Here is a 23,925-nt window from a genome sequence, read left to right as displayed (position 1 = left end):
TGTCACCTATTTTCCGCCAAGTACTTGATTCCAGCGATTTGTCCAATCGCCTAGATCTTTTGCCGCGACTTCATAGTCAACCCATTTTAAATTCCTGTAATAGTCCTCCCCTACTTTAATCTTTCCTTTTAATTTATCGCTGTATTTCACTTTTTTATTGGCCATGCCGTAAAATGTTCTATCGGCAAAATCTCCTTGCACTTTTGGACTGAGCAGGTGATTTAACAGCTTGTATGCGTTATCCTGATTAGGGCTTCCTTTCATCAAAGCCCAGCTTGCAACTGCTGCGACGGCACCTTCCTCGGGATATGCAAATCCCAGGTCAAGACCGGCGTCCTGCAAAGAAAAAGCGCGTCCGTCCCAAAACGGGACAACCCATGCATCCCCGCGTTCCAAAAGCGTTTGTATCGAGCCCGGATTATCGGGATAGGCTGTTATGTTGTTCTTTAAATCCGTCAAACTGTTGAACGCTTTATCCACGTCTTTCCCATTTGACTCCAGGCCGCCCTGGGCATTGATTAATCCTACAAAAAACTGAAGTCCCGCCGAATAAGCCGGCGATGATATGGCCACATGACCTTTATAGCTGCTGTTCCAAAGATCCGTCCAGCGTTTAGGCTCCTGCGGTACAAGGTCCTTTCGGTAGACAATTCCGAGCTGCCCCATACTGAAACCGGCCGCATACTGCTTTCCATCATCAGTGAAGCGTTTCTGAACGGAATGATACAGATCGCGGACATTCGGAACCTTTTCCTGATCAATCGGCGCCAGTAATCCCGCCGACTGTGCCCTGTGAATCGTATCCGGCTGCAGGATTAAGAGATCATACGGAGCATTTCTGCCATTTGCAGCTTTGAGCTTTGTAAACCACTCAGAGTCTGTCCCTGCGACGACTTTGACCTTCAGCCCTGTTTCTTTTTCAAAAGATTCAAGGCTAGGCTTAATATGTTTTTCCCAATCGCCTCCATAGACGCCGATAACGACTGTATCTGATTGTTTGCTTTCCTGACTACCTTTTCCGCCGCAGCCCGAAAGAAGGAGCACCGCTACAAGAGACAGAATAAATAAAGCAGAAATTTTACTTTTCATTGTCATCTCACCATTCCCGTGTTATTTTTGCCAGCCAGTTTTTCCACAGCGGCCGCAACATCGCCTTTGCTGATCGAACCGTTATGTTCTTTTGAAAAATAACGGTGGACTAGATGTTTAACATGTGATCTTTGATGAGCCGGAAGCTGTCGCAGAATCCGGGCCAATGTGCTGCTGGCTTCCTCTGTCCAGCACCGTTCGTATTCTTCTCTAGCAAGCCCGAAATCCCAATGTTTCCGAGGTTCGCCTGCTTTCTTTTTTCTGATTTCAGCTGTTTCTTCCAGATCAATAATGAATGAGCCTGCATCGTTTTCTTTTACAGCCACGCCGTATTGATGGTATGCCGCTTCCGGGCTCAGCAAGCCCGATTCAACTTCCCTCAAAATCGATTCAGCTTCCCGGCTGTATGGATCTCCCCAGCCTCCGCCGCCAGGCGAATGAATGCTGATAACATCCCCTTTGTTGAGCTTTAGAACGTCGATCTTCGAAATCGTTTTCTCCTGAGGCTGCTCCGGATAAAGACGCACCCGTCCGAGCGCTCCTGCCGTTCCCCCGGCGAGCCCCCACGGATGAAATCGCATTCTCTCCATCCCTCTTGCGGTCACAATTGATTCTGGCGCCGTCGCTTCAAACTCCAGCCCGATTGCATGGCCGCCCCTGTGAAAACCGGCTCCGGCGGTATCTTTAATCAGCTCATAGCGGCGGACATGGATGTCAATGTGCTGTTCAAGGCTTTCAATCGGCGTATTTTTTAAAAATCCGGATGCATGGTCAATACCGTCTGCTCCGTCCATGTCATGCTGGCCGCCTCCTCCGCCTCCCATCGGTTCGACCACAGACATCTTCCGGCCGCCCGTTGATTCGCCGGGAACCGACAGTACGACAATCGCTGACTGACCGGCGCCTGCTGCAGGCAAAGCTTTCGGAAGCGCCTTGGCCAAAGCGCCCAGTACGGCATTATAAAGTCTCATCGTAATCGAATGACGAATTCCGACGGCCGCTGGATATTCCGGATGAACCAGTGTACCTTTCGGAGCGATGACTTTGATCGGCCTTGTCAGTCCCCCGTTAACCGGAATATACGGGTCTTCACTTATGATAAAGTTGATCAGGCCCTGAAATAGAAATGAATGTTTGCTTCCATTAGTGACAAGGTTAAATGCGGTTTTCACCTGGGGATCACAGTCTGAAAAGTCCAATGTGATTTCCCCTCCCGAGACGTTTGCCGTAACAGCCAAGCGGATCGGAACGTCAGAAATCATATCGTCATCAAGATAGTCTGAAAAACTGTATGTGCCTTCCGGAATCCCGCTGATAACCCGGCCGGCTCTCATCGCTGCTTGTTCGAGCAAATCATCCATTCCTTGTTGGACCGCTTCTTTTCCAAACTTGCCGACCATCTCTGTCAATCGGTTCTCCGCCGTATTGACCGCGGCCACCATCGCATGAATATCCCCTTCATTTAAGTCGGGAACCCTGCTGTTTGCCCGCAGCACATTCAATATATCGCGATTTTCTCTTCCCGCTTTGTAAATTCTCACCGGCGGTATCCTCAGGCCTTCCTGATGGATGTCTGTCGCTGTCGGCGAAATGCTTGCCGGAACAAGGCCGCCGACATCGCTGCAATGGACAAAACACCACGCGTAACTGATGACCTCGCCCTCCATGAAAATCGGCTTCACTACATGTATATCAGGCAAGTGGGTCGCCAATCCGTCCGTTGTATAGGGATCATTTGTGAGGATAATGTCTCCCGGTTCAAATGGGCCGCTTTCTTCGATGATCCGTTTTAATGAAAGGCCTAAAAAAATCGTGACGCCGACCGTTTTCGGATAAACGAAAAATTCCCCTTCCGGCGTCGCAAGCGCAGTAGCGAAATCAGCTGACTCTTTTACAAATGTGGTAAAGGACGTCCGTTCAATAACGTGTCCCATTCCCGCGGCTATCGCGTTAAAGTAGCTTCTCATCATTTCCAGCCGGGCAGGATCTGTGCGCATGGTCAGCTCTCCTTCCGTTCAATGATCAAATTTCCGGCATGATCAGTTTTTCCGCTCCAATTTGGCAAAATCAGCGTCGTTGTATCATCTTGCTCAACAATGGCCGGCCCATTTATTCTCTGACCGCACCTTAAATCTGAACGTTGGTATACAGCGGTTTGATATGTACCGCCTTTAATGATGATCTTTCTTTGGCTGACCGGTTCAGCCTCGGGCAGCTCACTTCGGCCTCCTTTTCCGCCTGGCGGCTTCGGTGTCTTGCCTATGATGCGGACGCGTATATTCATCAACTCAATGCTTGCTTTCTCATCGCTGTGTCCATATTGCTTTTCATGTAAGAGGTGAAAGGAGTCCGCGATTTCACTCGTGCTTTTGCCTTCCAGGCATTCCGGTGAAACAAGGAGCTCAATTTCGTATGCCTGACCTTTATAACGGGCATCAAGCAAGTAAAGAAGAGAGGTTTCCGGCAGCATCTCCGCCTGCTGTTTCCGCAGCCATGTTTCCGCTTGCTCTTGCAGCCTTACAAACTCCGCTTTTAACTCGGCCGTTTTTATTTGTTCAAGCAGCACCTGTCTTGAACATACAGCATCATAAATAAAATCCGCCGTCAGTGCGCCCAAAGCGGACAAGGTTCCCGGATGCGGCGGGATCAGCACATTTTTGGCCTGAATTTCCTCAGCTAAAAAATTAGCAGTGACCGGTCCTGCGCCTCCAAAGGCCATGAGGCTGAATTCACGCGGGTCAAACCCGTTTTGCTCCATAACATTGCTTAGTTCCGTGTACATATTGGCAAGCGCAACCTGAATCATCTGATCCGCGGCCTGCTCCACATCTGTGCCTAAATATTCGGCAACCGGGAGGAGCGCTTTTTCGGATCTTTCCCGGTACAGTTTCATATTTCCTGATGCAAACCGGTTTGGATTTAAATAATGACATATAAGAAACGCATCTGTAAGTGCGGCCTTTGTTCCTTTTCCGTAACAAGCCGGCCCCGGATCAGATCCAACTGACTCCGGTCCTACTTTCAAGAGACCGCCGCTGTCAATCCATGCCACCGACCCTCCGCCAGCACCGATCGAATACATCGCTACAGACGGAATCGTAATCGGAAATCCAGAGATTTGATTTGACTGTGTAAAAGTCGGCTCCCCTTCTTCAACAATCGAAATATCCGCGCTAGTTCCTCCGACATCAAATGTGATGATATTCGCCTCTCCGGCGGTTTCCGCCGTTCTGATGGCACCGATGACCCCTGCTGCCGGTCCGGAAAAAAGCGTTTTGACAGGTGCCTCGGCAGCCGATTCAATGTCCATCAGTCCTCCGTTAGACTGGGTGATAAACGGCTGCGCTGAAATTCCTTCCAGGGCGAGCCTCTCTTTCAGCGTTCGAAAGTAGTGATGGACATTCGGTTTGATGTATAGGTTTGCGACGGCCATAACCGTCCGTTCGTATTCCCTCATTTGCGGCCAAAGCTCCGCAGACGTTGCAACCTCAAGCTCAGGTGCTATTTGTCTGATCCGTTCTGCAGCCTGGCGTTCATGAAGCGGATTCCGATAGCTGTGCAAAAAAGAAACAACGATTCCTTTTAATCCTTTTCTTAAAACTTGTCCAACCGCCTCATCGATCTCTTCCTTATGGAGCGGCAGCTTTTCAGAGCCGTCATAAAGCATTCTTTCTTGAATGGGAAACACGTTTTTCCGGGGAATAAGGGGCTCCGGCATTCTCGATCTAAAATCGTACGGTATCGGAAGCCGGAGGCGTTGAAGCGAAAGAATATCACGGAAACCTTCGGTTACGAATAAAGCAATATCAGCCCCTTTGCGTTGTAATAATGTGTTCAAACCGATTGTCATGCCGTGTACGAAGTGATGAATTTCTGAAGGGTGAACACCCTGGGTCTTCAAGAGAGCCAAACCGTTGATGATCCCTTGGGCCGGATCTTCGGGAACGGTCGGCGTTTTAACTGCGGTCATGCTCCCGTCCGCCTGGTTTAACAATGTAAGATCGGTAAAAGTTCCTCCAATATCAATTCCAAGCCGGTAACCTTCTTCATTCAATCCCGATCCCCCCTTTTAAAAATATCCTTTTTTAAAAATATTTTACTATTATACTAATCAAGCATGAGAAAGTAGTCAATTATGTTTAATTACAATATTCCGAGTCTTTTTTATTTAATATTTAATTTTAAGATACCATATCATCACATTTTCAATTGTGTTGTTCACAGTATTTCACATTTTTAGTTGTCTGCTTTTCTTCAGTCCGACGACACAACTCCGCCATAAAAGGGACTAATTAACTATTAAATCAAAAGTCTCCTATCACGACAAAAAGCCTAAAGAGCTTACAAATTTGATCACAAAGATTCATTTTCATGGATATTCAGGATTTATTGCCCAATCCCCTGTGACAAAGTGGTACACTCTGTACTATATAAGTCGCAGGAAGGGCAGATTTCCAATGAAAGTCTACGAAGCGGAAACCCTATTATCAGCTATGAAGCAAAGATCTGATGAATATAAAAACTTGAGAGAACAGCTCGTCAGCTTAAAACAATCGTTAAACAGCGTCACAGAACTTGATGAGTTCCAAGGAAAAGGCGCTGATGCCATTAAAGCGTTTTACAGAGACCAATCAGGGATCGTAGACGGCTGGCTGGATTTAGCTGATATGCAGATTCAGTTTCTGAATGGTGTATCTGCTGCGGCCGAAAATGCCGGACTTTCAGAGGACACATTCGTTGATGTTCAATTTCTTGAACAGGAGCTTGCAAATGTCCACATTCACTCTCAAAACATGGTCTCTGCACAGCAACAAGAACTGTCGAATATTTTAGGACAGATTGATGATTTAATATCGCTACAGCCATTCTCTTCCGATGAAATCAAACAGCAGCTCGATGCTGCAAACCAAAACAGAAAAGACACGATTAAAGCTGTCGAGGATCTTGACGGGCTGCTCAAAAGAGAATACTCGGCCTCTGAGCAAATTCAGCAAATGATCCAGTCCGACTACTCCGCCTTGATCGACGCAACAGGAAAAGGGAAAAATGCATCTCCGCTAAACTACAATTCACATATCTATCAAAACAGCGAAGTCTACAAACTGAAACAGCGTATGCATCAAGAGGCCAGAAGCTACATCGCAAATAAACAAAAACAGTATGAAACAAAAAAAGCCGAAAAAGCAGAGGAACTTTAGGCTTTCAAATTGTTTAAAACCCCGTTTTCACAACGGGGTTTTTTGTTCATCTTGTCAAAACGTCTCCGTCTTAACCGATATGTATTTACTGGTGAAACAAAAAGGGGAATGCAGTGAAGAGCAAACGATTTAAGTTGAAATTGGGGACAAAAATTAATCTTCTCGCGTTGACAAAATCCCAAAACGACTTTTAGTTTTGGGATTTTGTCATCCTTTCAGCGTGACCCGCATCCCTTACAGTCTAGGAAGGCCGAGCATCGGAGAAGACTTTCACAGGATATAATGACGCGGTATTCAGGCAGGACGCCTCAGAACGTCAGCCTCCCGATCCTCCTTCTATTCGTCAGACCGACTTAGCAGGCCTGACAACGACTGCGAGGGTTTGTCGACACGCTGGGCTGTCGTTAAAACGGCTGCTTCATCTTTTTCGCCGTACAGGAAGTCAAGTCGCCGATAATATCTTCTGCACGCTCATACGGCTGATCAATTTGCAACATCTTCCTCAGAACGGATGTAAACCCGGACGATAGGCAGAGTTCTTCTTCCCAGCTTTTTTCTTCCTCGCCGGACGGAGTAAACTCGGAGTACAGGAGAAACAATGCGAAATGTCCCAGCGCATAAAAGTCACTTTTGACGGAAACAGCACGCATCAGCCTTTTTTCCGGGTGCCGGTCATCAACACGTTCTCTTTCAGTCAGATGGCATGCTAGTCCGAAATCTATAATGCGGATCGTTCCTCCGCTCACAATCAAATTGGGAATCCTCAAATCGCGGTGAATAATCCCTCTCCTGTGAAGAAATGAAACGCTGTGAAGCACTTCCTTCAATATGCTGATCGTTTGCTGTTCATCAAAGACATGTCCATCATAAAAGAGCAAATCTTCAAAGGTTTTTCCTTCGATATATTCCATTACGATAAACCGCTCGCCGGCCGCATGAAGCACCTCATATATACGGGGCGCGACAGGCAGATCTAATTCCCGCAAAATTTCAGCCTCGCGGTTGAAAGACCTCCGGCCGGCTGATGTCCATGCTTTTGTCTTTCTCTGCTGCTTGATGACGCGGAAACCAGCTCTCCCAAGTTCTTCGGCAAGATATGTGATACCGTAGCTGCCCATCCCGAGCACACGGTTGATTCGATATCTCCCCTCCAAGACGGTTCCTTTTTTGAGCGGGCGGTCAAACAGCCATCTCATCAATGTTTTCACGCGATTTAGCTGCTGCCGAAAAATTTCTTATGCTTTCTTTTGTAATGGTGATGACCGTACCCTTTTCTTTTATAATCGCTGCTGCTGTATTTTTTGTATGATTTCCGTCCGTAGTCACTGCTGCTGTATCGTCGGTTTTTACCGTTTTGAAGTGCCTTCAATAGCTTACGAAGCAACTCAGTCAGCTCCTTTTCTGTCTTGTATTTCATATCATTCGCGCAGGAAAGCTTGATAAAGGGGGCTCGAAAGTTTTTCTTCCATATGAGAAATTTAAATTTTGAACCTCTAAAACCTTCTAAACGAACCGGCAAAATTTTAAAAAAAGGCGATATGATAGACTAAAATTCAGCTTTTCAGGAGGAAAAACCTATTAATCTCCCCTTTATTTCTCAAATTATTTTTACGATAATAAAGTTGTATTTACTTCCGGCCCGCTGCGGCTGAGTGATTCAACTTATAAGAAAGCAGGACAACACGAATGGACAAAATTAAATCTTTGCTGATCACCTTGCTCGCCGTCGCCGTCGTGATCATCGGCATTATATCCGGCGATTTTTTCACTTCAGAACACCAGCCTTCAGGCCGGCAAAACGGCTCAGACTATGATGAAGTGCTGATTTTCCCGTCGGACCGCTATCCTGAAACAGGCGCGCACATTCGAAAGGCCATCAAGAAAGGGCATTCTAAAATCTGTACGATCGACAGGGACGGAGCCGACGAACGCCGAAAGGAATCGTTAAAAGATGTTCCTTCCAAATCGGGCTATGACCGCGACGAGTGGCCGATGGCCATGTGCGAAGAAGGCGGAACAGGTGCTTCCGTCGAGTATATCAGTCCTTCTGATAACCGTGGAGCAGGATCTTGGGTGGGCAATCAGGTAAGCGATTATCCGGACGGCACGAAAATACTTTTCAAGATTAAATAACACTGGAGGTACGTTCTTTGATCAAAAAGTGGGAAGCAGAAGAAATGACGATGTCATACCATCAGTTTACCGTTTATCAAAAAGGCGGAAAGCCGCCCGTTATGGATTGGACAGACGAGGATATTAAAAGAGGCTACACAGCGGGAGAACACGCGGTCTCGTTTGAAGCTCTCGATAATACGGCATCATTAGTAGAAGTTCGTTTGAATGTCCAGGAACAGGTTCCCTCCTTTAACAGGCGCGTCACCGTTTCTTTCGACGTGCTTCATGGCGGGGTCGAAATTGCAAGCGTCCTATCCAAGAAATTGTCATGCGACATCCCGCAAGGCGTCTATCAGCTGACATGCTATACGATTATGCCTGATAAAAGCAGCACTGCGAAGATCACCTATATTCTCGATTTTAAACAGGCCTGATCAAAGAATAAAGGCGCCGGTGTCACCGGCGCCCTTCTCCTAAAGCTCTTCCCCGTTTGTCTGAATGACATTTTGGTACCAGTAAAAGCTGTCTTTTTTAATCCTCTTCAAGTCCTTTACATTCTCTTCATCACGATTAATATAAACGAAACCGTATCTCTTCTGGTAGCCGTTCAGCCAGCTCAATAAATCTGTAAAAGACCAGCTGCAGTAGCCGATTAAATCGACTCCGTCGTTTAAAGCCTGTCTGCACTGTTCAAGATGCGCACGCAAGTAGGCAATTCTGTAATCATCATGAATTGTGCCGTCATTTTCAACCTTATCGAATTCCCCAAGCCCGTTTTCCGTTATGAAAAGCGGAAGCCCGTAGCGGCTGGAAATCCTGCGAAGCCCGATTCTTAGACCGATCGGGTCAATGGCCCAATCCCAATTCGATGTCTCAAGATGAGGATTCCTCTTTGTTTTGTATAAACCGGGCATACCTGTTTCCTGGTTGCTGCCCTTTTGGCCGGTCGTATTCATCTTTCCTTCCGCTACTCCGTCTAGAGGATTCATTTCATATGTGATGGTTTGATAATAATTCACACCGACGAAATCAGGTTTTCCTTTTGCTAAAAGCTCCATATCCCCCTCCTCAATTGTCGGCGCCCAGCCTTTTTCCTTCAGATATTTCAAAGGAATGCCCGGATATGTTCCCCGGCAATACACATCAAGCCACCAATAATTTGTAAATTCCTCAGCATTTTCGAAAGCGAGGATATCATCCGAACGGCTGGAGAGCGGATATGCAGGCGAATAAGCAAAACTCGGTCCGATTTTTCCATCGGGAACATACCGGCGAAAAGAATCGATTGCCTTTGCATTCGCCAGAAATGCAATATGGTTAGCCTCATAGAAGCGTTTCCTGTCCTTCACACCCGGAGGATGCATCGCTGTGATAAAGGCATGATTAAAATTGTAATTTTGCTCGTTAAGAGACACCCAATATTTGACCCTGTCCCCATACCGCTTATAGAGCGTAACGCAATACGTATTGAAATCCTCTATAATCCTTCTGGATTCAAAGCCGCCGTATTCATCCATTAAAGCCTGGGGAAGATCCCAATGATAAAGCGTCAAAACGGGTTCAATATCATGAGCAAGGAGCTCATTAATCAAGTCATCGTAAAATCTCAAGCCCGCTTCATTGACTTCTCCCCTGCCTTGGGGAAAAATCCTCGGCCAGCTGACTGAAAAACGGTATGCTTTTAACCCCATCTCGGCCATTAAAGCAACATCTTCTTTAAAACGGTGGTAATGGTCGACCGCAATGTCTCCATTGCTTCCTTTAAACGTTTTGCCGGGAATCTTTGTGAACACATCCCAAACCGAGAGGCCTTTGCCGTCTTCCTTCCAGGCTCCTTCGATCTGATAGGCTGCTGAAGCTGATCCCCATAGGAAATGGTTTGGAAATGGGCGTAATTGCTGATGAATCATATGGCTCAACTCCTGTTTCGTATTTTGATCCGGATGCACTTTATCATATCCTATGAAACGCGTTTCAGATCAAACATCATCTAAAAACAGCTCCGCCAGAAGCTTTTCCCGGTGCTGAAGAAAATACTTGGTTAAGGTGTAATGATCCGTATCCTCATAGTTCACTTCAGTGATTTGTTCACCATCAAAACTGAAGATGTCGGCTTCCGGATACCCTAATAAAATGGGGGAGTGAGAGGCGATAATAAACTGAGCTTGGTTTGATTTCGTCAAATCATGAAGAATTTTCAAAAATGCCAGCTGTCTTGCCGGGGACAAAGCAGCTTCAGGCTCATCGAGAAGATAGATTCCCTTCTCTTTAAAACGATGTTTGAAAAGCGATAAAAAAGATTCACCGTGTGATTGCTCGTGAAGAGATCTGCCTCCGTAGCCTCGAAAACCGGTGATGTCTACTTCATCAATATGAGTGGCAAAATGATAAAAAGATTCGGCGCGCAGAAAAAAGCCGTTTGTTACTTTAGGAAGCCATGACAATCTGATATAGTCTCCCAAATCCGAACCGGAACCGTACACTTCATATGTATTATTTCTTCCCCCGCCAGCCGTGTTAAATTCGCATTTATCTGCGATTGCTTCAAGCAGCGTCGATTTGCCTGATCCGTTTTCCCCCACAAAAAATGTTACGTTTTTTTGAAACGTCAGTTCTTTTAAATGTTGAATAGCAGGAATTGAAAAAGGATATTTTGCATAAGAAGGAACTTTTTCCCGAAGTAAAGTCAGCTTTTTTAAAAACATGCGAGCACCCCCTGCTTTGCTTTTACTCAACTGTATCACGTTTTCTTAGCGGATAACGAAAAAAGAGGTTTGCGCCTGAGCACAAACCTCTTGACTTAAATCGAAAATACTTCTTTTAAATGGGCGTCCAAATCAGCTAAATATTGATCTACTTGCGGATTGCTGATGACATCATGGACAGAGAATGTTTTTAAAGGCTTCATGCCGACGAATTCCTGCATTTTGTGCAAATGAAAGAGCGCTTCATCAAGACTTTTACCTTCGAAGAATGTCCCCTCTTTGGAGAATACATCCTTGGGCGCGTTCCATGTGGTTGAAAACATATACTTTTTGTCTGTAAACAGCCCGCCTCTGCCGTAGTCTTCAGACCCTTGATAAAAAAGCCCGTACTCATAAATTTCATCAATATATTTTTTAAATAAAGCAGGAACACTGAACCAGTAAACAGGCGTCTGATAAATAACAGCATCAGCCCACTTGAATTTCTCGTGCTCCTCCGGGATTTGATAGCCGTCTGCCACCACTGTTTTTTTTACTTCATATTTTTCACCCAGCTTGTCCGCCATCGCTGTAAAAATAGTGTGATTAAGCTGTCCTCTTGCATGGGGATAGGCTTCATGTCCGTTGATGATTAAAATATTTTTCATCTTTTCTTATCCTCCTTGTGTTTCAATTTACCAATATCTTTATGATTCCATCTTTCACCTTAAAAAGTAAAGCAGGTTGCACAATCAATTATTTTATTTTTTCCCAATACTAATTATCTTATTGCCTAATCCCTACTTCAGTGCTATGGTTTACTTGACTAAAGGAATAGGAGGATTTTTTAAGTGAATAAATTGCATACGTATAAGCGCATTACATTGTTGATAACACTGTTAGCGCTCGCTCTTATAACAGCTGCATGCAGCACTACTCAAAATAAGGCTGACAATCAAAAAACAGCCTGGGATGAGATAAAGGAAAAAGGGAAGATCGTTGTGGCGACTTCGGGAACCCTTTATCCTACTTCATATCATGACACTGATTCCGGCAAAGACAAGCTGACCGGCTACGAAGTGGAAGTCATCCGTGAAGCGGCTAAACGGCTCGACCTGGATGTCGAATTTAAAGAAATGGGCTTTGACGGCATGCTGACGGCGGTGGGGAGCGGACAAGTGGACGCTGCTGCCAACGATATTACAATGACCGACGACCGCAAAGAGAAGTTTTTGTTCTCTACGCCTTATAAATATTCATTCGGAACGGCTATCGTCCGCAAAAAAGATCTATCAGGCATCCACACGCTTGAGGACTTAAAGGGAAAGAAAGCCGCTGGCGCAGCTACGACAGTTTACATGGATATCGCGCGCCAATACGGAGCTGAGGAAGTCATTTACGACAACGCAACAAATGACCAATTTTTAAAGGATGTAGCGAATGGAAGAACCGATGTCATCTTAAACGACTACTACCTTCAAAAACTCGCGCTCGCCGCAATGCCTGATCTGGATCTGACTATTCATCCCGATCTTAAATACTATCCGCATCAGCAAGGCATGATCATGAAAAAAGGAAACGCAGAACTAAAAAAACAATTCGACAAAACAATTGACGAAATGCTGAAGGACGGCACAATTAAAAAGATTTCGAAAAAGTTTTTCGGCGGTGCCGATGTTTCGAAAAAGCAGGATATCGACTTTGTCGATGTCGATGTGAATAAATAGAGGGATGTCAATTGGGCTCTATTCAATGGGAGTATATTTTTAATGCAGAATTGGCTGCGAAATCGTTTCCTTATGTGATGCAAGGCATATGGAATACGCTTTTTATTTCATTCGCGAGCATGTTTGCCGGTTTAATTCTCGGTTTTTTCATCGCGCTTGGGCGCATGTCGGAGATCTCTTTGCTTCGTTGGCCGGCAAGAATCTATATTTCGTTTATGAGAGGCGTTCCGATCCTTGTCATTCTATTTATTCTTTATTTTGGTTTTCCTTATATCGGAATCCAATTTACGGCTTTGACTGCTGCCTTAATCGGCTTCAGCATGAACAGCGCCGCATACATTGCCGAGATTATCCGCTCGGCCCTGTCGTCCGTTGACAGAGGGCAGTGGGACGCTGCAAAATCGATCGGCTTTTCCTACTGGCAGACGATGTGCCACGTGATTGTCCCTCAATCGATTAGAATTGCACTCCCGCCTCTTGCAAACGTAATGCTTGATCTCGTTAAAGCGTCTTCCCTCGCCGCCATGATCACCGTGCCTGAATTGTTTCAACAGGCAAAAATCGTAGGCGGACGGGAGTTCGACTATATGACGATGTATATTTTAGTTGCCTTGATTTACTGGGCCGTTTGCTCGGCGATCGCTTTGCTCCAGGATTTCCTGGAAAAGCGGACAGAGGTTTATATCAAAAAATAGCAAGAAGCTGCCGGGTGCTCCGGCGGCTTTCCATACTGTGAAACGGAGGCGGTATTATCCATATCCTCAGATCGACTTATTTTCACGCAGATCACCTTTATACGATCGACAGAAACAAATTAAGCTATCAAACCGATCCATCAGGCCATTTCCAAGCATCATACGTCTGCTGCAACCATACGAATGCCGAAGACCGCATCCATATATCCGTTTTCTTTGAAGGAAATGACCGGCCCTCGCAAACCTTTCCATCCATCGTTCCCGCTCATTCGTCCAAGGAAATCAAAATCAGGTTCCAGCATGTTCCTGCGGGCAGACACATCGTTTATATCATCACCCAGTCCTTCATGTTCGACCCAAAGGCTGAGCACGATTGCAAATGGAATCGGGATGCCGACGATGTAGCACCCTACTATTTTGAATTGATTTCACATGCCCCGCATTCTGACCGGCTCTCGACTCATCCTGCTTGCATTGAACCTGTTAACTGTCAAATGAACAGCGGCAGCCCATCTCAAACAAGATTGATTTACTTGTCTGACAAAGCAGGAAACCCGGTTGAAAAAAACGGCCGAGAAGATCTGTATATCTCTTTGGTCAACCAGGAAGCGCATCGTTTAAAGGGCTATTTATATTGCTTTGAAAACGGGGAATATCAAAAGTTCATGGTCAGTCAATCTAAAGCTCAAGCATTCTCCTATGAACTCGCTCCTGAAACCGTCCAGACTTATCCGATAAACTTAAAAATACTCGGGAGCCATTATTTCCGATTTCTGTCGACATCCATCCCGCCCGAGGGGCCATACAGAGACGTTCCTTTTCCGGCGAGGATGATTTATTACTCCAAGCTTTATACGTGACAGTCTCATACAGGGGGGGTATGCCGCTCCCTGATCGTTTCAGCCGCTTGTGCGGCAGCACAAGCGGCTTCTTATTCCATTCCCCTTCACCCGAATATCGCATGGATGAGAGCCTTTTGCAGCATTAAACACCCGCCCCATCCGCATACTCCAAACACAACAGAAATGACAACCGGAAATGATGCTTTTAAACTCAAAACCACGATCAAAAGGAGAACCGCCGTGGCGGGAAACCCCCATAGCACGCCTTTCGCGAATTGGCTTAAATGCTTTAAAGATTCCCCTTGTACACTAAGCCAAAATAAACTCAGCAGACTGACAAGAGGCAATGCCGCAATCATTCCACCCATTTCAGGCGATTTTCGTGCAATTTCGGTTATAATGGCGATCAATATTGCAGAAACCCCGATTTTCACTATTAAAAACATGATTTTGCCTCCCGGCTCAACAAGGAAAATGCTGTTTTAATCATTTCGACTTCTTCCTCATTTAATTGCTCCAGCACCTTTTGCAGTTTTTTCGGATGAAGTCTCGTATGCCGTTTCACTGCTTCTTCACCTTCAGGCGTTAACGTGACGTAGACTTTGCGTTCATCGCTGCTGTCCCGGTTTTTCTGTACAAGTCCTTTTTGTATCAGTCTTTTCACATGTTCTGATGCCGTATTATGAGAGACATCCAATAATTTTGCTAAATGGCCAATGGTCACCAAGCGGTTTTTTTCGATATGCTGAAGCATTCTAACCGCGTGGTGAGACAAATGATCATCATGCTTTGTGTGCAGATGGTAGTAAATATCCGTCCAGTCCTGATTCATCATTTCTATGATTTTCTCTGTATTCATTTTCATCACCCTCTCTAATTATATCTTATAATACGATATATTCTTAAATCAAGACATAAAAAAACCCGGCTTCACCGGGTGTTCACTTTTATTCATTTCAGGTGCTTTCTCAAAAACGCCAGCTTTTCGGTTTGGAACGGCGGGATGTATTCGTGTCCAAAATAGCGGTACATTTTTATTTCTTTATCCGTTTTCAAGTGATTGTAAGCCGCAAAGACGGTGGATGGCGGTGTGATGGTGTCAACCAGTCCGATCGACATGAGAACGGGCGCTTTGACCGCTTGAGCAAGGTTCATGATATCAAAATAAGACAGGGTCCGCATGGCCGCCTGTTCAATATTCGGGCTGGTGTTTCTTCTGAAAAAGGAGTTGATTTCGAGATAAGGCTGGTCGATCGCTATATCGATCGCTCGTTGAAAATTGCTTAAATAAGGGTATTCGGACACGGCTGCTTTTGGAATATCGGACAGCGCCGAAACCGCGACAGCCAGCCCGCCTCCTTGGCTTGCCCCGATCACTCCGATCCGCTTTTCATCGACTTCAGCAAAACCGCTGACCACTTCGACTGCTCGTACGGCATCTAAATAGACCCCTCTGTAGTAATATGTTTTCGGATCGAGGATTCCTTTTGTCATCCAGCCGGGTACATGTCCGTGTTGAGAGGTCTCTGTATCTTCACTGCTGCTCTGCCCGCGGACCAGCATACCGAATGCCGCATAACCGTGAAGAGCCCAATTGACAATATCATGAATGTCTCCGTCATAGCTGGCGTTATAGCCGTGATATTTGACGATCGCAGGATGCGGCCCTTGGCGGTCGGGTACTGCATACCAGCCTTTGATTCGCGCTCCCCCGGTGCTTCTGTATGTAAGCCAGTAGACTTTTACCCCGTCAGCCGGATATTCATGCGGTTCAAGCTCAGGCTCCGCTTTTATATTTGACAATTCCTCCAATGAACCCTTCCAGAACTCTTCAAAATCAGCCGGTGCCGTCCGTTCCGGTTTATACTGGTAAAGCTGTTCTAGCGGCATATCATAAGGCTGCTGCATCTTGTCTTTCCCCTCTTCTTTTCATTTTTTGAATATTCTTATCATAACATTCCCCTTCAAGGCTGTGTATGGATTTTATATGTATTGATTCTGTCACTTCTGCTCCTCCCATTATCTGACCCCGCCGCACAAAACCGCTTTTTCAATTTATGTTATAATGCTAGATTGAAACTAAAAATATGCATTTGCGCGGAGGTTTTTTTGTGGCTTCACAATCCTTTCTGCAGCTGAACTCAATATTTATCAGTATATTAATAGAAGCGATTCCGTTCGTTTTGATCGGGGTTTTTATATCAGGTTTGATTCAAATGTTTGTGACGGAGGAGATGATGGCGAAAATCATCCCGCAAAACCGATTTCTCGCCGTTTTGTCAGGGACATTTGCCGGGGTATTGTTTCCGGCTTGCGAGTGCGGCATCGTTCCGATTGCCCGCAGGCTGCTTTTAAAGGGCGTACCGCTTCACGCAGCGGTCGCCTTCATGCTGACGGCCCCGATCATCAATCCGATTGTGTTATTCTCGACATTCATCGCTTTCGGGAACAAATGGGATGTTGTGTTCTATCGCGGCGGATTGGCGATTGCGGTGTCTCTCATTGTCGGGCTGATCATCTCTTATCAATTTAAAGGGAATCAGCTGATCGAGAACGGGACACGCGGCCATCACCACCATACCCATGCGAACCAGTCTTTCCTGCAAAAGCTCGGCGGGACGCTCCGCCATGCAGTTGACGAGTTTTTCTCAGTCGGAAAATATTTGATCATCGGCGCATTTGTCGCAGCGGCAATGCAGACGTATATTAAAACATCTACCCTTTTGGCGATCGGGCAGAATGATGTGTCTTCATCCCTTGTTATGATGGGGTTGTCATTTGTGCTGTCCCTTTGTTCAGAGGTCGACGCTTTTATTGCTTCTTCTTTCAGCAGCACGTTTTCACTCGGCTCACTTATCGCCTTTCTTGTATTCGGAGCGATGGTGGACATCAAAAATCTGCTGATGATGCTCGGCATCTTTAAAAAACGTTTTGTGTTTGTCTTAGTCGCCTACATCGCCGTTATTGTCTTAGCCGGATCACTGTTGGTAAAGGGGTGAGAACATGTTTCGCACATTCATTTTAATGTTGTTTACGTTTTTCTTTTTTCATCTTCATGCATCCGGCAATCTGACAAAATATATTAATATGAAATATGCTTACCTTTCATACATCGCTATTTTTCTTCTGGCCATTTTGACAGCGGTGCAATTCTACATTTATATGAAAGGCTCAGACGAAAAAGGATGTGACCGCGACTGCGGATGCGGCCATGATCACGATCATGAAAAAGATAAGCCTTTTCTGAAAAGGATGTTCATTTATTTCGTGTTCATCTTCCCTTTATGCACCGGACTTTTTCTGCCGGCAGCGACGCTTGATTCCAATATCGTCAAGTCGAAGGGCTTCTCGTTCAAAGCGATCGAACAGCCGGAGCATTATGCCCAAACCCAGTACCTGCGCCCTGATACAAGCATCTACTACGGCGAGGAAGGGTACGATGAATTGATGAATAAAGCGCTGAAAAATTATAAAGGAAAACAGCATATTTCATTAAAAGACGATGATTTTTTGAAGGGCATGGAAACGATCTATCAATATCCGGGAGAATTCCTTGACCGAACGATCGAATTCGACGGTTTTGCCTTTAAAGGGGAAGCGATCAATGATAAACAGCTGTTTGTTCTCCGCTTCGGAATCATTCATTGCATCGCCGACTCGGGAGTCTACGGTATGCTGGTCGAATTCCCTGAACATACGAATATTAAAGACGATCAGTGGCTCCATGTAAAAGGAACGCTGTCTTCCGAATACTATCAGCCTTTCAAATCTACGATTCCCGTGATGAAGGTGAAGGATTGGTCTCCTATAAAAGAGCCGAAAGATCCTTACGTTTATCGGACATATTAAAAGCCGGCACTTCATGCACCGGCTTTTCTTTTTCTGTTTACGATTTGTAGCCTGCTTTCTTCATCAGCATTAAATCGATAAACAATTGACATCTAGTATTAAAATCATTGAGATCGATCGATGTCATTTCTAATATTTGTTTGATACGGTAGTTGAGCGTGTTTTGGTGGATAAACAGCTGTTCTGCGGATGGCTTGACCTTGCAGTTGTTGACGAGATAAATTTCAAGCGTTCTCAAAAATTCGGTGTGGCTTTCTTTATCTTTTTCTTTCAGCAGCTGAAGGTCCGGGTTTACATATTGCAGATGATCGTTTTTTGCGGCGATTTGGTCAAGATACCTGAAAAGCCCGAGCTTTTGGTATTCATAGGGAATGTGTTCCTGGCTTCCCGTGATTTCAGCTGCTTTCGTCACTTGGAGCGCCTCTCTGTAGCTTCTGCCAAGGGACAGCGGGCTGCTGTACTCATTGCCGACCCCGATTAAAATAAGAGGCAGCATTTGCGAGCGCAAATGGGTCAACAGACGGTTGATCAGTTCTGAGGCCGCAGCCAGCGCGGAACGCTTGCGCGACACACTGCCGACAATGATGGCGATATTCGAATGATCCTCCAATACGTGACTGATATTATCTTTCAGGTTTAAATAAGACCGAATTGTTTCCTTCAGATCCTCGAGCAGTTCATCCTCCCCGTCAACGACTTGAAGCACCATGACGGTAAACACGGCCGGCAGGACAACGCTCGCCTTATCGGCGGCGGCTTTCAGCTCTTTTTCCGTTTGAAACTGATCGTTAATTGCCTTTTTGTAAAGCTCTTCCGCCTGTTCTTCTTTTTCTTGTTTGAGGCGTTTTTTCTTATAAATGATCTTCCCGACATGAAAGGATGCTTTGTATAAGAAATCAAGCTCTTCATCAGACAAGTCGTCTTCAATCTCCTGCACCCAGATATAGCCCATAATTTCGTCTTTATACTTGGCGCTGACGACAACCCGCTGGTTTAACCCGATTTCTTCAATCTGTTTTACCCTAAAAGGAGTCGGAATCGTTTTCAATTGATCAATAATGCCTTCTTCGACGAACTTTTCAAAGATCGGCAGCGGACATTTTTTGGAGAAAATCGTTTGCTGGTTTGCTGCATCAAAATGGTTAATATAATAGGAGTTATAAGCTAATAAGAAAAAATCTGCGCTTTCCAGTATGACCGGCTTTTTCAGCTCGCCGCTGATAAAGTCAATGATCTCATTAATGTTTGAAAGAGAAACAACTTGTTCTAATAGCTCTTCCATATCCTTTCTCCTACTCGTTTTTAACTTAATCATACTTCTCCTTTACACTCTTGTATAGACTTATATGCGACTTTTAAAAAAATGGGATCAATCCCCTGTTAGAAGGGGGGGAGAAGGCCTATAAAAAGAGAGACGGAGAATGGTTCCCCATCTCCATCATCGTTGCAGTGTTTGTTTGTATTGCTCGAATTCATCAAGCACCTGCTGCTCCGGTTTTGATGTCAATAGACTGACGACAAACACAAACAGCAAGCTGGCGGCAAAGCCTGGAATCATTTCATAAAGAACATCGGAAAGTCCGGCTTCCGCCCAAATGATGACGGTAACTGCTCCGGCAACCATTCCGGCAAGCGCCCCCCATTTTGTCATCCTCTTCCAAAACAAACTTAAGATGATCACTGGGCCGAACGACGCGCCGAAACCCGCCCAAGCATAGCTGACAAGACCGAGAATCGTATTGTTTTTTGTCCAGGCGAGACAGAGTCCGACAATGGAAACCGCCAAAACCGAAAGCCGTCCGAAAAAGACGAGTTCTTTGTCAGATGCAGAGCGTTTAAATAGCGTTTTGTATAAATCTTCAGTTAGAGAACTTGATGTAACTAGCAGCTGGGAGGAAATTGTACTCATAACCGCTGCTAAAATCGCCGAGATTAAAAAGCCTGTGATCAGAGGGTGAAACAGGATGTTCCCCAATTGAATGAAGATCGTTTCCGGATCATCCAAGTGAAGCCCGTTCTTCGAGTAATACGCAATACCGAGCAATCCGGTCAGCAGTGCGCCCGCACTTGAAAAGATCATCCAACCCATGCCGATCCGGCGAGCTTTCTTCGTTTCCTTGACAGAGGATATCGCCATAAAGCGCACGATAATGTGAGGCTGTCCAAAGTAGCCGAGGCCCCATGCGAACAAGGAGATGATGCCAAGGACACTCGTTCCTTTAAAAATATTGAGGAGGTTAGGATCGATCGACTGGATTTCGCTGAAGGCTTCTCCAGGTCCTCCCGTCTGAATGACCGTCACAATCGGAACAAGAACTAACGCGACAAACATAATGATACCTTGGACAAAGTCCGTCCAGCTGACTGCCAAAAACCCGCCGAAAAGCGTGTAAGCCACGACGACGCCCGAAATGAGCCACAGCCCTGTATGGTAATCCAAATTAAACATGCTGTTAAATAAAACGCCCCCGGAAACCATTCCTGATGATACATAAAACGTAAAAAAGGTAATAATGACGACTCCGGAAAATATTCGCAGGATCTTTGATTTGTCATGAAAGCGGTTTTCTAAAAATGCAGGGATGGTGATCGAATTGCCTGCTACCTCGGTGTATGACCTCAAGCGCGGCGCCACAAAAATCCAGTTTGCCCATGCACCGAGTACAAGGCCGATGACAATCCATGAACCGCTCAGGCCTGTTGCAAACATGGCGCCCGGCAGCCCCATCAAAAGCCAGCCGCTCATGTCTGATGCGCCGGCGCTGAGCGCCGTGACAGCAGGCCCGAGCGTCCGTCCGCCAAGCATATAGTCTGAGAGATTTGCTGTCCGTTTGTAAGCGTAATACCCAATATAAAGCATCCCTACCATGTAAATTACGATGGAAATGATCAATTGTGCGTTCTGAATAAGAATCTCCCCCCAAGATGCCGTTTATCTAAATTTTTAGACTAATTTCTCTTTTTTTGAAGGCAGCCTATGAAAGGCTGCCTTCGTCCCCTGTTTAATCCCTTTTCTTACACCTTAAAACGTTTCGCTGATCGTTTTCGCCTGCATATGAAGCGCAAGATAATCAGGTCCGCCCGCTTTAGAATCGGTTCCCGACATTTTGAAACCGCCAAACGGATGGTAGCCGACGATCGCCCCTGTACAGTTGCGGTTGAAATACAGATTTCCGACATGGAATTCTTGTTTTGCTCTGTTGATATGGTCGCGGTTTTTAGTAATGACCGCGCCTGTCAGGCCGTATTCGGTGTTGTTGGCAACTTCCAGCGCCTCATCAAAGCTGCTGACTTTTGAGAAAGCAACAACAGGTCCGAAAATTTCTTCCTGCATTAACCGGGCTTTCGGATCCAGATCGGCAAAGATCGTCGGATCGATGAAGTAGCCTTTTGAATCATCGCCTTTTCCTCCGCTGACTAAGCGGCCTTCTTCTTTTCCGATTTCGATATACTCCATGATTTTATTATACGATGCCTGGTCGATGACAGGTCCCATATAAACGTCCGCGCTGTCAGGCTCTCCGACTTTCTTGGACTCCGTAATTTCGATTACGCGCTTCAATACTTCGTCATATACCTTTTCATGCACGACAGCCCGTGAACCTGCTGAACATTTTTGGCCTGCAAAGCCGAAGGCAGATGTGAAAATTGATTGTGCAGCCAATTCAATGTCACAATCCTCATCAACGACGACCGTATCTTTTCCGCCCATTTCAGCAATCACTTGTTTTAAGTGTGTCTGACCAGGCTGAACCTTCGCTGCGCGCTCAAAAATGCGCGTTCCGACTTCCCTTGAACCTGTAAACGTAATGATGCTTGTTTTCGGATGATCCACCAGGTAATCCCCGACTTCAGCTCCGCTTCCAGGGACGAAGTTGACTACTCCTTTTGGAAGTCCGCTTTCTTCAAGCACTTCAACGAACTTGGCAGCAATAACAGGCGCTGCGCTTGCGGGCTTCAGAACAACCGTGTTTCCTGTCACGATCGGCGCAACCGTCGTTCCGGCCATGATCGCGAACAGGAAGTTCCAAGGCGGAATAACAACCGTTACACCAGTCGGTGTGTACACATATTGATTTCGTTCGCCTTCACGGCTGTTAACCGGCTTTCCTTTCGCAAGCTCAATCATTTGCCGCGCATAGTATTCCATAAAATCGATCGCTTCTGCCGTATCCGCATCCGCTTCATTCCAAGGTTTACCTGCTTCTTTGACTAGAAGCGCAGAAAACTCATGCTTTTTGCGGCGCACATTGGCAGCCGCGCGGAATAAAACAGCCGCTCTTTCTTCAGGATCTGTGTATCTCCAAGTTTCAAACGCTTTCGCAGCCGCCTGAATGGCCTTTTCCGCATGATCCTGAGTAGCCTTGGATACCGTGCCTACAACTTCTTCTTTGTTTGCAGGATTGATCGATACGATCTTGTCTTCCGTTTCATACCTTTCTCCATCGATAACAAGAGGATAGGACTGACCCAGCCATTCGTTATTTACCGTTTCCAGAGCTTTTTCGAATGCCTTCCGGTTTTCTTCGATCCCGAAATTTGTAAATGGTTCATGTTTGTAAGGTGTTGTCATGCTAATCTCCCCTTTTTATCGTTTTATTTCTTCGTCATGCCTTTAAACGCAAAAGCGATGTTGGCAGGCCGTTCGGCAAGCCGTCTCATAAAGTATCCGTACCAGTCGTCTCCGTAAGGAAGATACACACGCATATTGTAGCCTTCCTTCACCAGTTCCAGCTGAGTTTTGCTGCGCATCCCGTACAGCATTTGAAATTCGAAGCGGTCTTTGCCGATTTGATGCTCTTTCGCAATTTCTTTAGTGTAATCAATCATCTTGTCGTCATGAGTTGCGATGGCTGTGTAATGGCCGCTCAGCAGCTGCTTTTTAATGAGCTTTTTGTAATTCTCATCCACATCTTTTTTGTCAGGAAACGCCACTTGTGGCGATTCTTTATAAGCTCCCTTCACAAGACGGAAAAACGGATTATACGGATTAAGCTCCTCCAAATCCTGTTCGGTCCGGTACAAGTAAGCTTGCAGGACCGTGCTGACATACTCGTATTTCTGCCTGAACTCCTTAAAGAGGTCAAGCGTCTTTTGGCAGCGCACTTCATCTTCCATATCGATTGTGACCATCACTTTGTGCTGTTCGGCACATTCCAGAATGCTGGTCATATTATCCCTGACAAGGTCAAGGTCAATATCGAGCCCCAGTGACGTCATCTTTAATGAAACATGTGAATTAAGCTGTTCCTGAGCAATCAGCTGAATGGCCCGAATGCATTCCTGCGTGCGTTCCCTTGCGACTTCCCTGCTGTCTACAAATTCGCCCAAATGATCAACTGTGACAGTCAACCCTTGTTCGTTCAGCCCCTTAATAATCGGAATTGAAGCTTCAAAATCTTTTCCTCCGATAATTTTTCCGGTCGCGACGGAACTCCCCCAATTTCTCGCCAGGCGATTCAGGATGCTACTTTTAGATAAGAATAGGAAAAAGTCTCTTGTTATCACTTCCATTACTCACACCCCGCCATCTCATGAAATATTTCTTTATATTCTTAATTTTATAAGAGCAAAGGGTCGATTCACAATATTTCGAAAAAACAAAAAAGCTGACGATTTTTGTGGTTTTTCCACAATGTTTTACATCTGCTGGGATTTTTTCAGAAACTTTCTTCCTAAAACTTGGTTGGTATACGACAATAGAATCAGGAAGAAACTTCGGTAAA

General features: G+C 45.7%; 23 protein-coding genes. 8 read left to right on the top strand and 15 right to left on the bottom strand.

What is annotated here, in order from left to right; genetic code table 11:
• Window positions 1–6: 6 nt before the first annotated feature.
• From MKZ04_RS19085 to MKZ04_RS19075, 3 genes are read right to left on the bottom strand one after another with little or no spacing between them, the layout of a single operon-like run.
• Entirely contained in the window at window positions 7–1,095 is a 1,089-nt protein-coding gene (locus MKZ04_RS19085; RefSeq protein WP_020450101.1) for an ABC transporter substrate-binding protein, read from the bottom strand.
• A complete protein-coding gene (locus MKZ04_RS19080; RefSeq protein WP_103750327.1) occupies window positions 1,092–3,086 on the bottom strand; it encodes a hydantoinase B/oxoprolinase family protein in 1,995 nt (664 codons plus the stop codon). Before MKZ04_RS19080 ends, MKZ04_RS19085 begins: the two co-directional genes overlap by 4 nt.
• A 2-nt stretch (window positions 3,087–3,088) precedes the next feature.
• A complete protein-coding gene (locus MKZ04_RS19075) occupies window positions 3,089–5,143 on the bottom strand; it encodes a hydantoinase/oxoprolinase family protein (RefSeq protein WP_075212963.1) in 2,055 nt (684 codons plus the stop codon).
• Between the two features lie 403 nt (window positions 5,144–5,546).
• Here MKZ04_RS19075 and MKZ04_RS19070 point away from each other — a divergent pair, with 403 nt between their 5' ends.
• A complete protein-coding gene (locus tag MKZ04_RS19070) occupies window positions 5,547–6,287 on the top strand; it encodes a ribonuclease YeeF family protein (RefSeq protein ID WP_020450098.1) in 741 nt (246 codons plus the stop codon).
• Window positions 6,288–6,691: 404 nt separating this feature from the next.
• Here MKZ04_RS19070 and MKZ04_RS19065 read toward each other — a convergent pair whose 3' ends face one another.
• Window positions 6,692–7,495, bottom strand: coding sequence for a serine/threonine protein kinase (locus MKZ04_RS19065; protein ID WP_059230702.1), 804 nt, complete (start codon window positions 7,493–7,495; stop codon window positions 6,692–6,694).
• Between the two features lie 5 nt (window positions 7,496–7,500).
• Window positions 7,501–7,671: a hypothetical protein gene (locus MKZ04_RS19060; RefSeq protein WP_023855671.1), complete on the bottom strand. Its 171-nt coding sequence runs from the start codon at window positions 7,669–7,671 to the stop codon at window positions 7,501–7,503.
• A gap of 302 nt (window positions 7,672–7,973) precedes the next feature.
• On the opposite strand from MKZ04_RS19060, the gene MKZ04_RS19055 reads away from it, so the two are divergent.
• Both MKZ04_RS19055 and MKZ04_RS19050 read left to right on the top strand, forming a co-directional pair.
• Window positions 7,974–8,420 (top strand): NucA/NucB deoxyribonuclease domain-containing protein, encoded by a 447-nt coding sequence (locus MKZ04_RS19055; protein WP_020450096.1) that lies wholly within the window; start codon window positions 7,974–7,976, stop codon window positions 8,418–8,420.
• A 17-nt stretch (window positions 8,421–8,437) separates the two neighbouring features.
• Window positions 8,438–8,836 (top strand): competence protein ComJ, encoded by a 399-nt coding sequence (locus MKZ04_RS19050; protein ID WP_059230704.1) that lies wholly within the window; start codon window positions 8,438–8,440, stop codon window positions 8,834–8,836.
• 39 nt (window positions 8,837–8,875) lie between these two features.
• On the opposite strand, the gene MKZ04_RS19045 is transcribed toward MKZ04_RS19050, so the two are convergent.
• The 3 genes from MKZ04_RS19045 to MKZ04_RS19035 all read right to left on the bottom strand — a co-directional run bounded on the left by MKZ04_RS19045 (window position 8,876) and on the right by MKZ04_RS19035 (window position 11,754).
• Window positions 8,876–10,312, bottom strand: coding sequence for a glycoside hydrolase family 1 protein (locus tag MKZ04_RS19045; protein WP_059230706.1), 1,437 nt, complete (start codon window positions 10,310–10,312; stop codon window positions 8,876–8,878).
• Window positions 10,313–10,381: 69 nt separating this feature from the next.
• Window positions 10,382–11,107 carry an AAA family ATPase gene (locus MKZ04_RS19040; RefSeq protein ID WP_020450093.1) on the bottom strand — a complete coding sequence of 242 codons (726 nt, stop codon included), beginning with the start codon at window positions 11,105–11,107 and terminating at the stop codon, window positions 10,382–10,384.
• A gap of 95 nt (window positions 11,108–11,202) precedes the next feature.
• A complete protein-coding gene (locus MKZ04_RS19035; protein WP_039073173.1) occupies window positions 11,203–11,754 on the bottom strand; it encodes an NAD(P)H-dependent oxidoreductase in 552 nt (183 codons plus the stop codon).
• Between the two features lie 183 nt (window positions 11,755–11,937).
• Between MKZ04_RS19035 and MKZ04_RS19030 the strand changes: the two genes are divergently transcribed.
• From MKZ04_RS19030 to MKZ04_RS19020, 3 genes are all read left to right on the top strand, one after another.
• On the top strand, window positions 11,938–12,813 hold the full coding sequence (locus tag MKZ04_RS19030; protein ID WP_059230708.1) for a transporter substrate-binding domain-containing protein: 876 nt from the start codon (window positions 11,938–11,940) through the stop codon (window positions 12,811–12,813).
• Window positions 12,814–12,824: 11 nt separating this feature from the next.
• On the top strand, window positions 12,825–13,508 hold the full coding sequence (locus tag MKZ04_RS19025) for an amino acid ABC transporter permease (protein ID WP_026580507.1): 684 nt from the start codon (window positions 12,825–12,827) through the stop codon (window positions 13,506–13,508).
• Between the two features lie 533 nt (window positions 13,509–14,041).
• Window positions 14,042–14,368 (top strand): hypothetical protein, encoded by a 327-nt coding sequence (locus tag MKZ04_RS19020; RefSeq protein ID WP_229105605.1) that lies wholly within the window; start codon window positions 14,042–14,044, stop codon window positions 14,366–14,368.
• Between the two features lie 86 nt (window positions 14,369–14,454).
• On the opposite strand, the gene MKZ04_RS19015 is transcribed toward MKZ04_RS19020, so the two are convergent.
• From MKZ04_RS19015 to MKZ04_RS19005, 3 genes are all read right to left on the bottom strand, one after another.
• Window positions 14,455–14,796, bottom strand: a complete 342-nt coding sequence (locus MKZ04_RS19015; RefSeq protein ID WP_020450088.1) for a DUF3147 family protein — start codon at window positions 14,794–14,796, stop codon at window positions 14,455–14,457.
• Window positions 14,787–15,215: a MarR family winged helix-turn-helix transcriptional regulator gene (locus MKZ04_RS19010; RefSeq protein ID WP_025810789.1), complete on the bottom strand. Its 429-nt coding sequence runs from the start codon at window positions 15,213–15,215 to the stop codon at window positions 14,787–14,789. Before MKZ04_RS19010 ends, MKZ04_RS19015 begins: the two co-directional genes overlap by 10 nt.
• Window positions 15,216–15,301: 86 nt before the next feature.
• The gene (locus MKZ04_RS19005; protein ID WP_023855676.1) at window positions 15,302–16,258 is read right to left on the bottom strand and encodes an acetylxylan esterase; all 957 of its coding nucleotides are present in this window, start codon (window positions 16,256–16,258) and stop codon (window positions 15,302–15,304) included.
• 179 nt (window positions 16,259–16,437) lie between these two features.
• Here MKZ04_RS19005 and MKZ04_RS19000 point away from each other — a divergent pair, with 179 nt between their 5' ends.
• Together MKZ04_RS19000 and MKZ04_RS18995 are read left to right on the top strand one after the other, a co-directional pair.
• A complete protein-coding gene (locus MKZ04_RS19000; protein ID WP_049937190.1) occupies window positions 16,438–17,349 on the top strand; it encodes a permease in 912 nt (303 codons plus the stop codon).
• A gap of 4 nt (window positions 17,350–17,353) precedes the next feature.
• Window positions 17,354–18,199 carry a TIGR03943 family putative permease subunit gene (locus MKZ04_RS18995; protein WP_023855678.1) on the top strand — a complete coding sequence of 282 codons (846 nt, stop codon included), beginning with the start codon at window positions 17,354–17,356 and terminating at the stop codon, window positions 18,197–18,199.
• 37 nt (window positions 18,200–18,236) lie between these two features.
• On the opposite strand, the gene MKZ04_RS18990 is transcribed toward MKZ04_RS18995, so the two are convergent.
• The 4 genes from MKZ04_RS18990 to MKZ04_RS18975 all read right to left on the bottom strand — a co-directional run bounded on the left by MKZ04_RS18990 (window position 18,237) and on the right by MKZ04_RS18975 (window position 23,707).
• Entirely contained in the window at window positions 18,237–19,481 is a 1,245-nt protein-coding gene (locus MKZ04_RS18990; RefSeq protein WP_023855679.1) for a PucR family transcriptional regulator, read from the bottom strand.
• A 156-nt stretch (window positions 19,482–19,637) separates the two neighbouring features.
• Complete coding sequence (gene putP / locus MKZ04_RS18985; protein ID WP_026580502.1) at window positions 19,638–21,092, bottom strand: sodium/proline symporter PutP; 1,455 nt, start codon at window positions 21,090–21,092, stop codon at window positions 19,638–19,640.
• Window positions 21,093–21,221: 129 nt separating this feature from the next.
• Window positions 21,222–22,772 (bottom strand): L-glutamate gamma-semialdehyde dehydrogenase, encoded by a 1,551-nt coding sequence (gene pruA, locus MKZ04_RS18980; RefSeq protein WP_341046714.1) that lies wholly within the window; start codon window positions 22,770–22,772, stop codon window positions 21,222–21,224.
• A gap of 23 nt (window positions 22,773–22,795) precedes the next feature.
• Window positions 22,796–23,707, bottom strand: coding sequence for a proline dehydrogenase family protein (locus tag MKZ04_RS18975; RefSeq protein WP_173401204.1), 912 nt, complete (start codon window positions 23,705–23,707; stop codon window positions 22,796–22,798).
• Window positions 23,708–23,925: the final 218 nt, after the last annotated feature.

This window comes from Bacillus sp. FSL W7-1354 (assembly GCF_038002405.1).
Classification (GTDB): domain Bacteria; phylum Bacillota; class Bacilli; order Bacillales; family Bacillaceae; genus Bacillus; species Bacillus paralicheniformis.
The sequence above is the reverse complement of the archived record's forward strand: the minus strand, read 5'-3'. Positions and strand labels throughout refer to the sequence as shown.

What these genes read in the sequence shown, in the direction of transcription:
- pruA (WP_341046714.1), bottom strand. Translation starts at nt 22,772, where the DNA reads ATGACAACACCTTACAAACATGAACCATTTACAAATTTCGGGATCGAA.
- MKZ04_RS19010 (WP_025810789.1), bottom strand. Translation starts at nt 15,215, where the DNA reads ATGAAAATGAATACAGAGAAAATCATAGAAATGATGAATCAGGACTGG.
- MKZ04_RS18995 (WP_023855678.1), top strand. Translation starts at nt 17,354, where the DNA reads ATGTTTCGCACATTCATTTTAATGTTGTTTACGTTTTTCTTTTTTCAT.
- MKZ04_RS19040 (WP_020450093.1), bottom strand. Translation starts at nt 11,107, where the DNA reads ATGTTTTTAAAAAAGCTGACTTTACTTCGGGAAAAAGTTCCTTCTTAT.
- MKZ04_RS19055 (WP_020450096.1), top strand. Translation starts at nt 7,974, where the DNA reads ATGGACAAAATTAAATCTTTGCTGATCACCTTGCTCGCCGTCGCCGTC.
- MKZ04_RS19085 (WP_020450101.1), bottom strand. Translation starts at nt 1,095, where the DNA reads ATGACAATGAAAAGTAAAATTTCTGCTTTATTTATTCTGTCTCTTGTA.
- MKZ04_RS18990 (WP_023855679.1), bottom strand. Translation starts at nt 19,481, where the DNA reads ATGGAAGAGCTATTAGAACAAGTTGTTTCTCTTTCAAACATTAATGAG.
- MKZ04_RS19045 (WP_059230706.1), bottom strand. Translation starts at nt 10,312, where the DNA reads ATGATTCATCAGCAATTACGCCCATTTCCAAACCATTTCCTATGGGGA.
- MKZ04_RS19000 (WP_049937190.1), top strand. Translation starts at nt 16,438, where the DNA reads ATGCATTTGCGCGGAGGTTTTTTTGTGGCTTCACAATCCTTTCTGCAG.
- MKZ04_RS19005 (WP_023855676.1), bottom strand. Translation starts at nt 16,258, where the DNA reads ATGCAGCAGCCTTATGATATGCCGCTAGAACAGCTTTACCAGTATAAA.
- MKZ04_RS19070 (WP_020450098.1), top strand. Translation starts at nt 5,547, where the DNA reads ATGAAAGTCTACGAAGCGGAAACCCTATTATCAGCTATGAAGCAAAGA.
- MKZ04_RS19015 (WP_020450088.1), bottom strand. Translation starts at nt 14,796, where the DNA reads ATGTTTTTAATAGTGAAAATCGGGGTTTCTGCAATATTGATCGCCATT.
- MKZ04_RS19080 (WP_103750327.1), bottom strand. Translation starts at nt 3,086, where the DNA reads ATGCGCACAGATCCTGCCCGGCTGGAAATGATGAGAAGCTACTTTAAC.
- MKZ04_RS19035 (WP_039073173.1), bottom strand. Translation starts at nt 11,754, where the DNA reads ATGAAAAATATTTTAATCATCAACGGACATGAAGCCTATCCCCATGCA.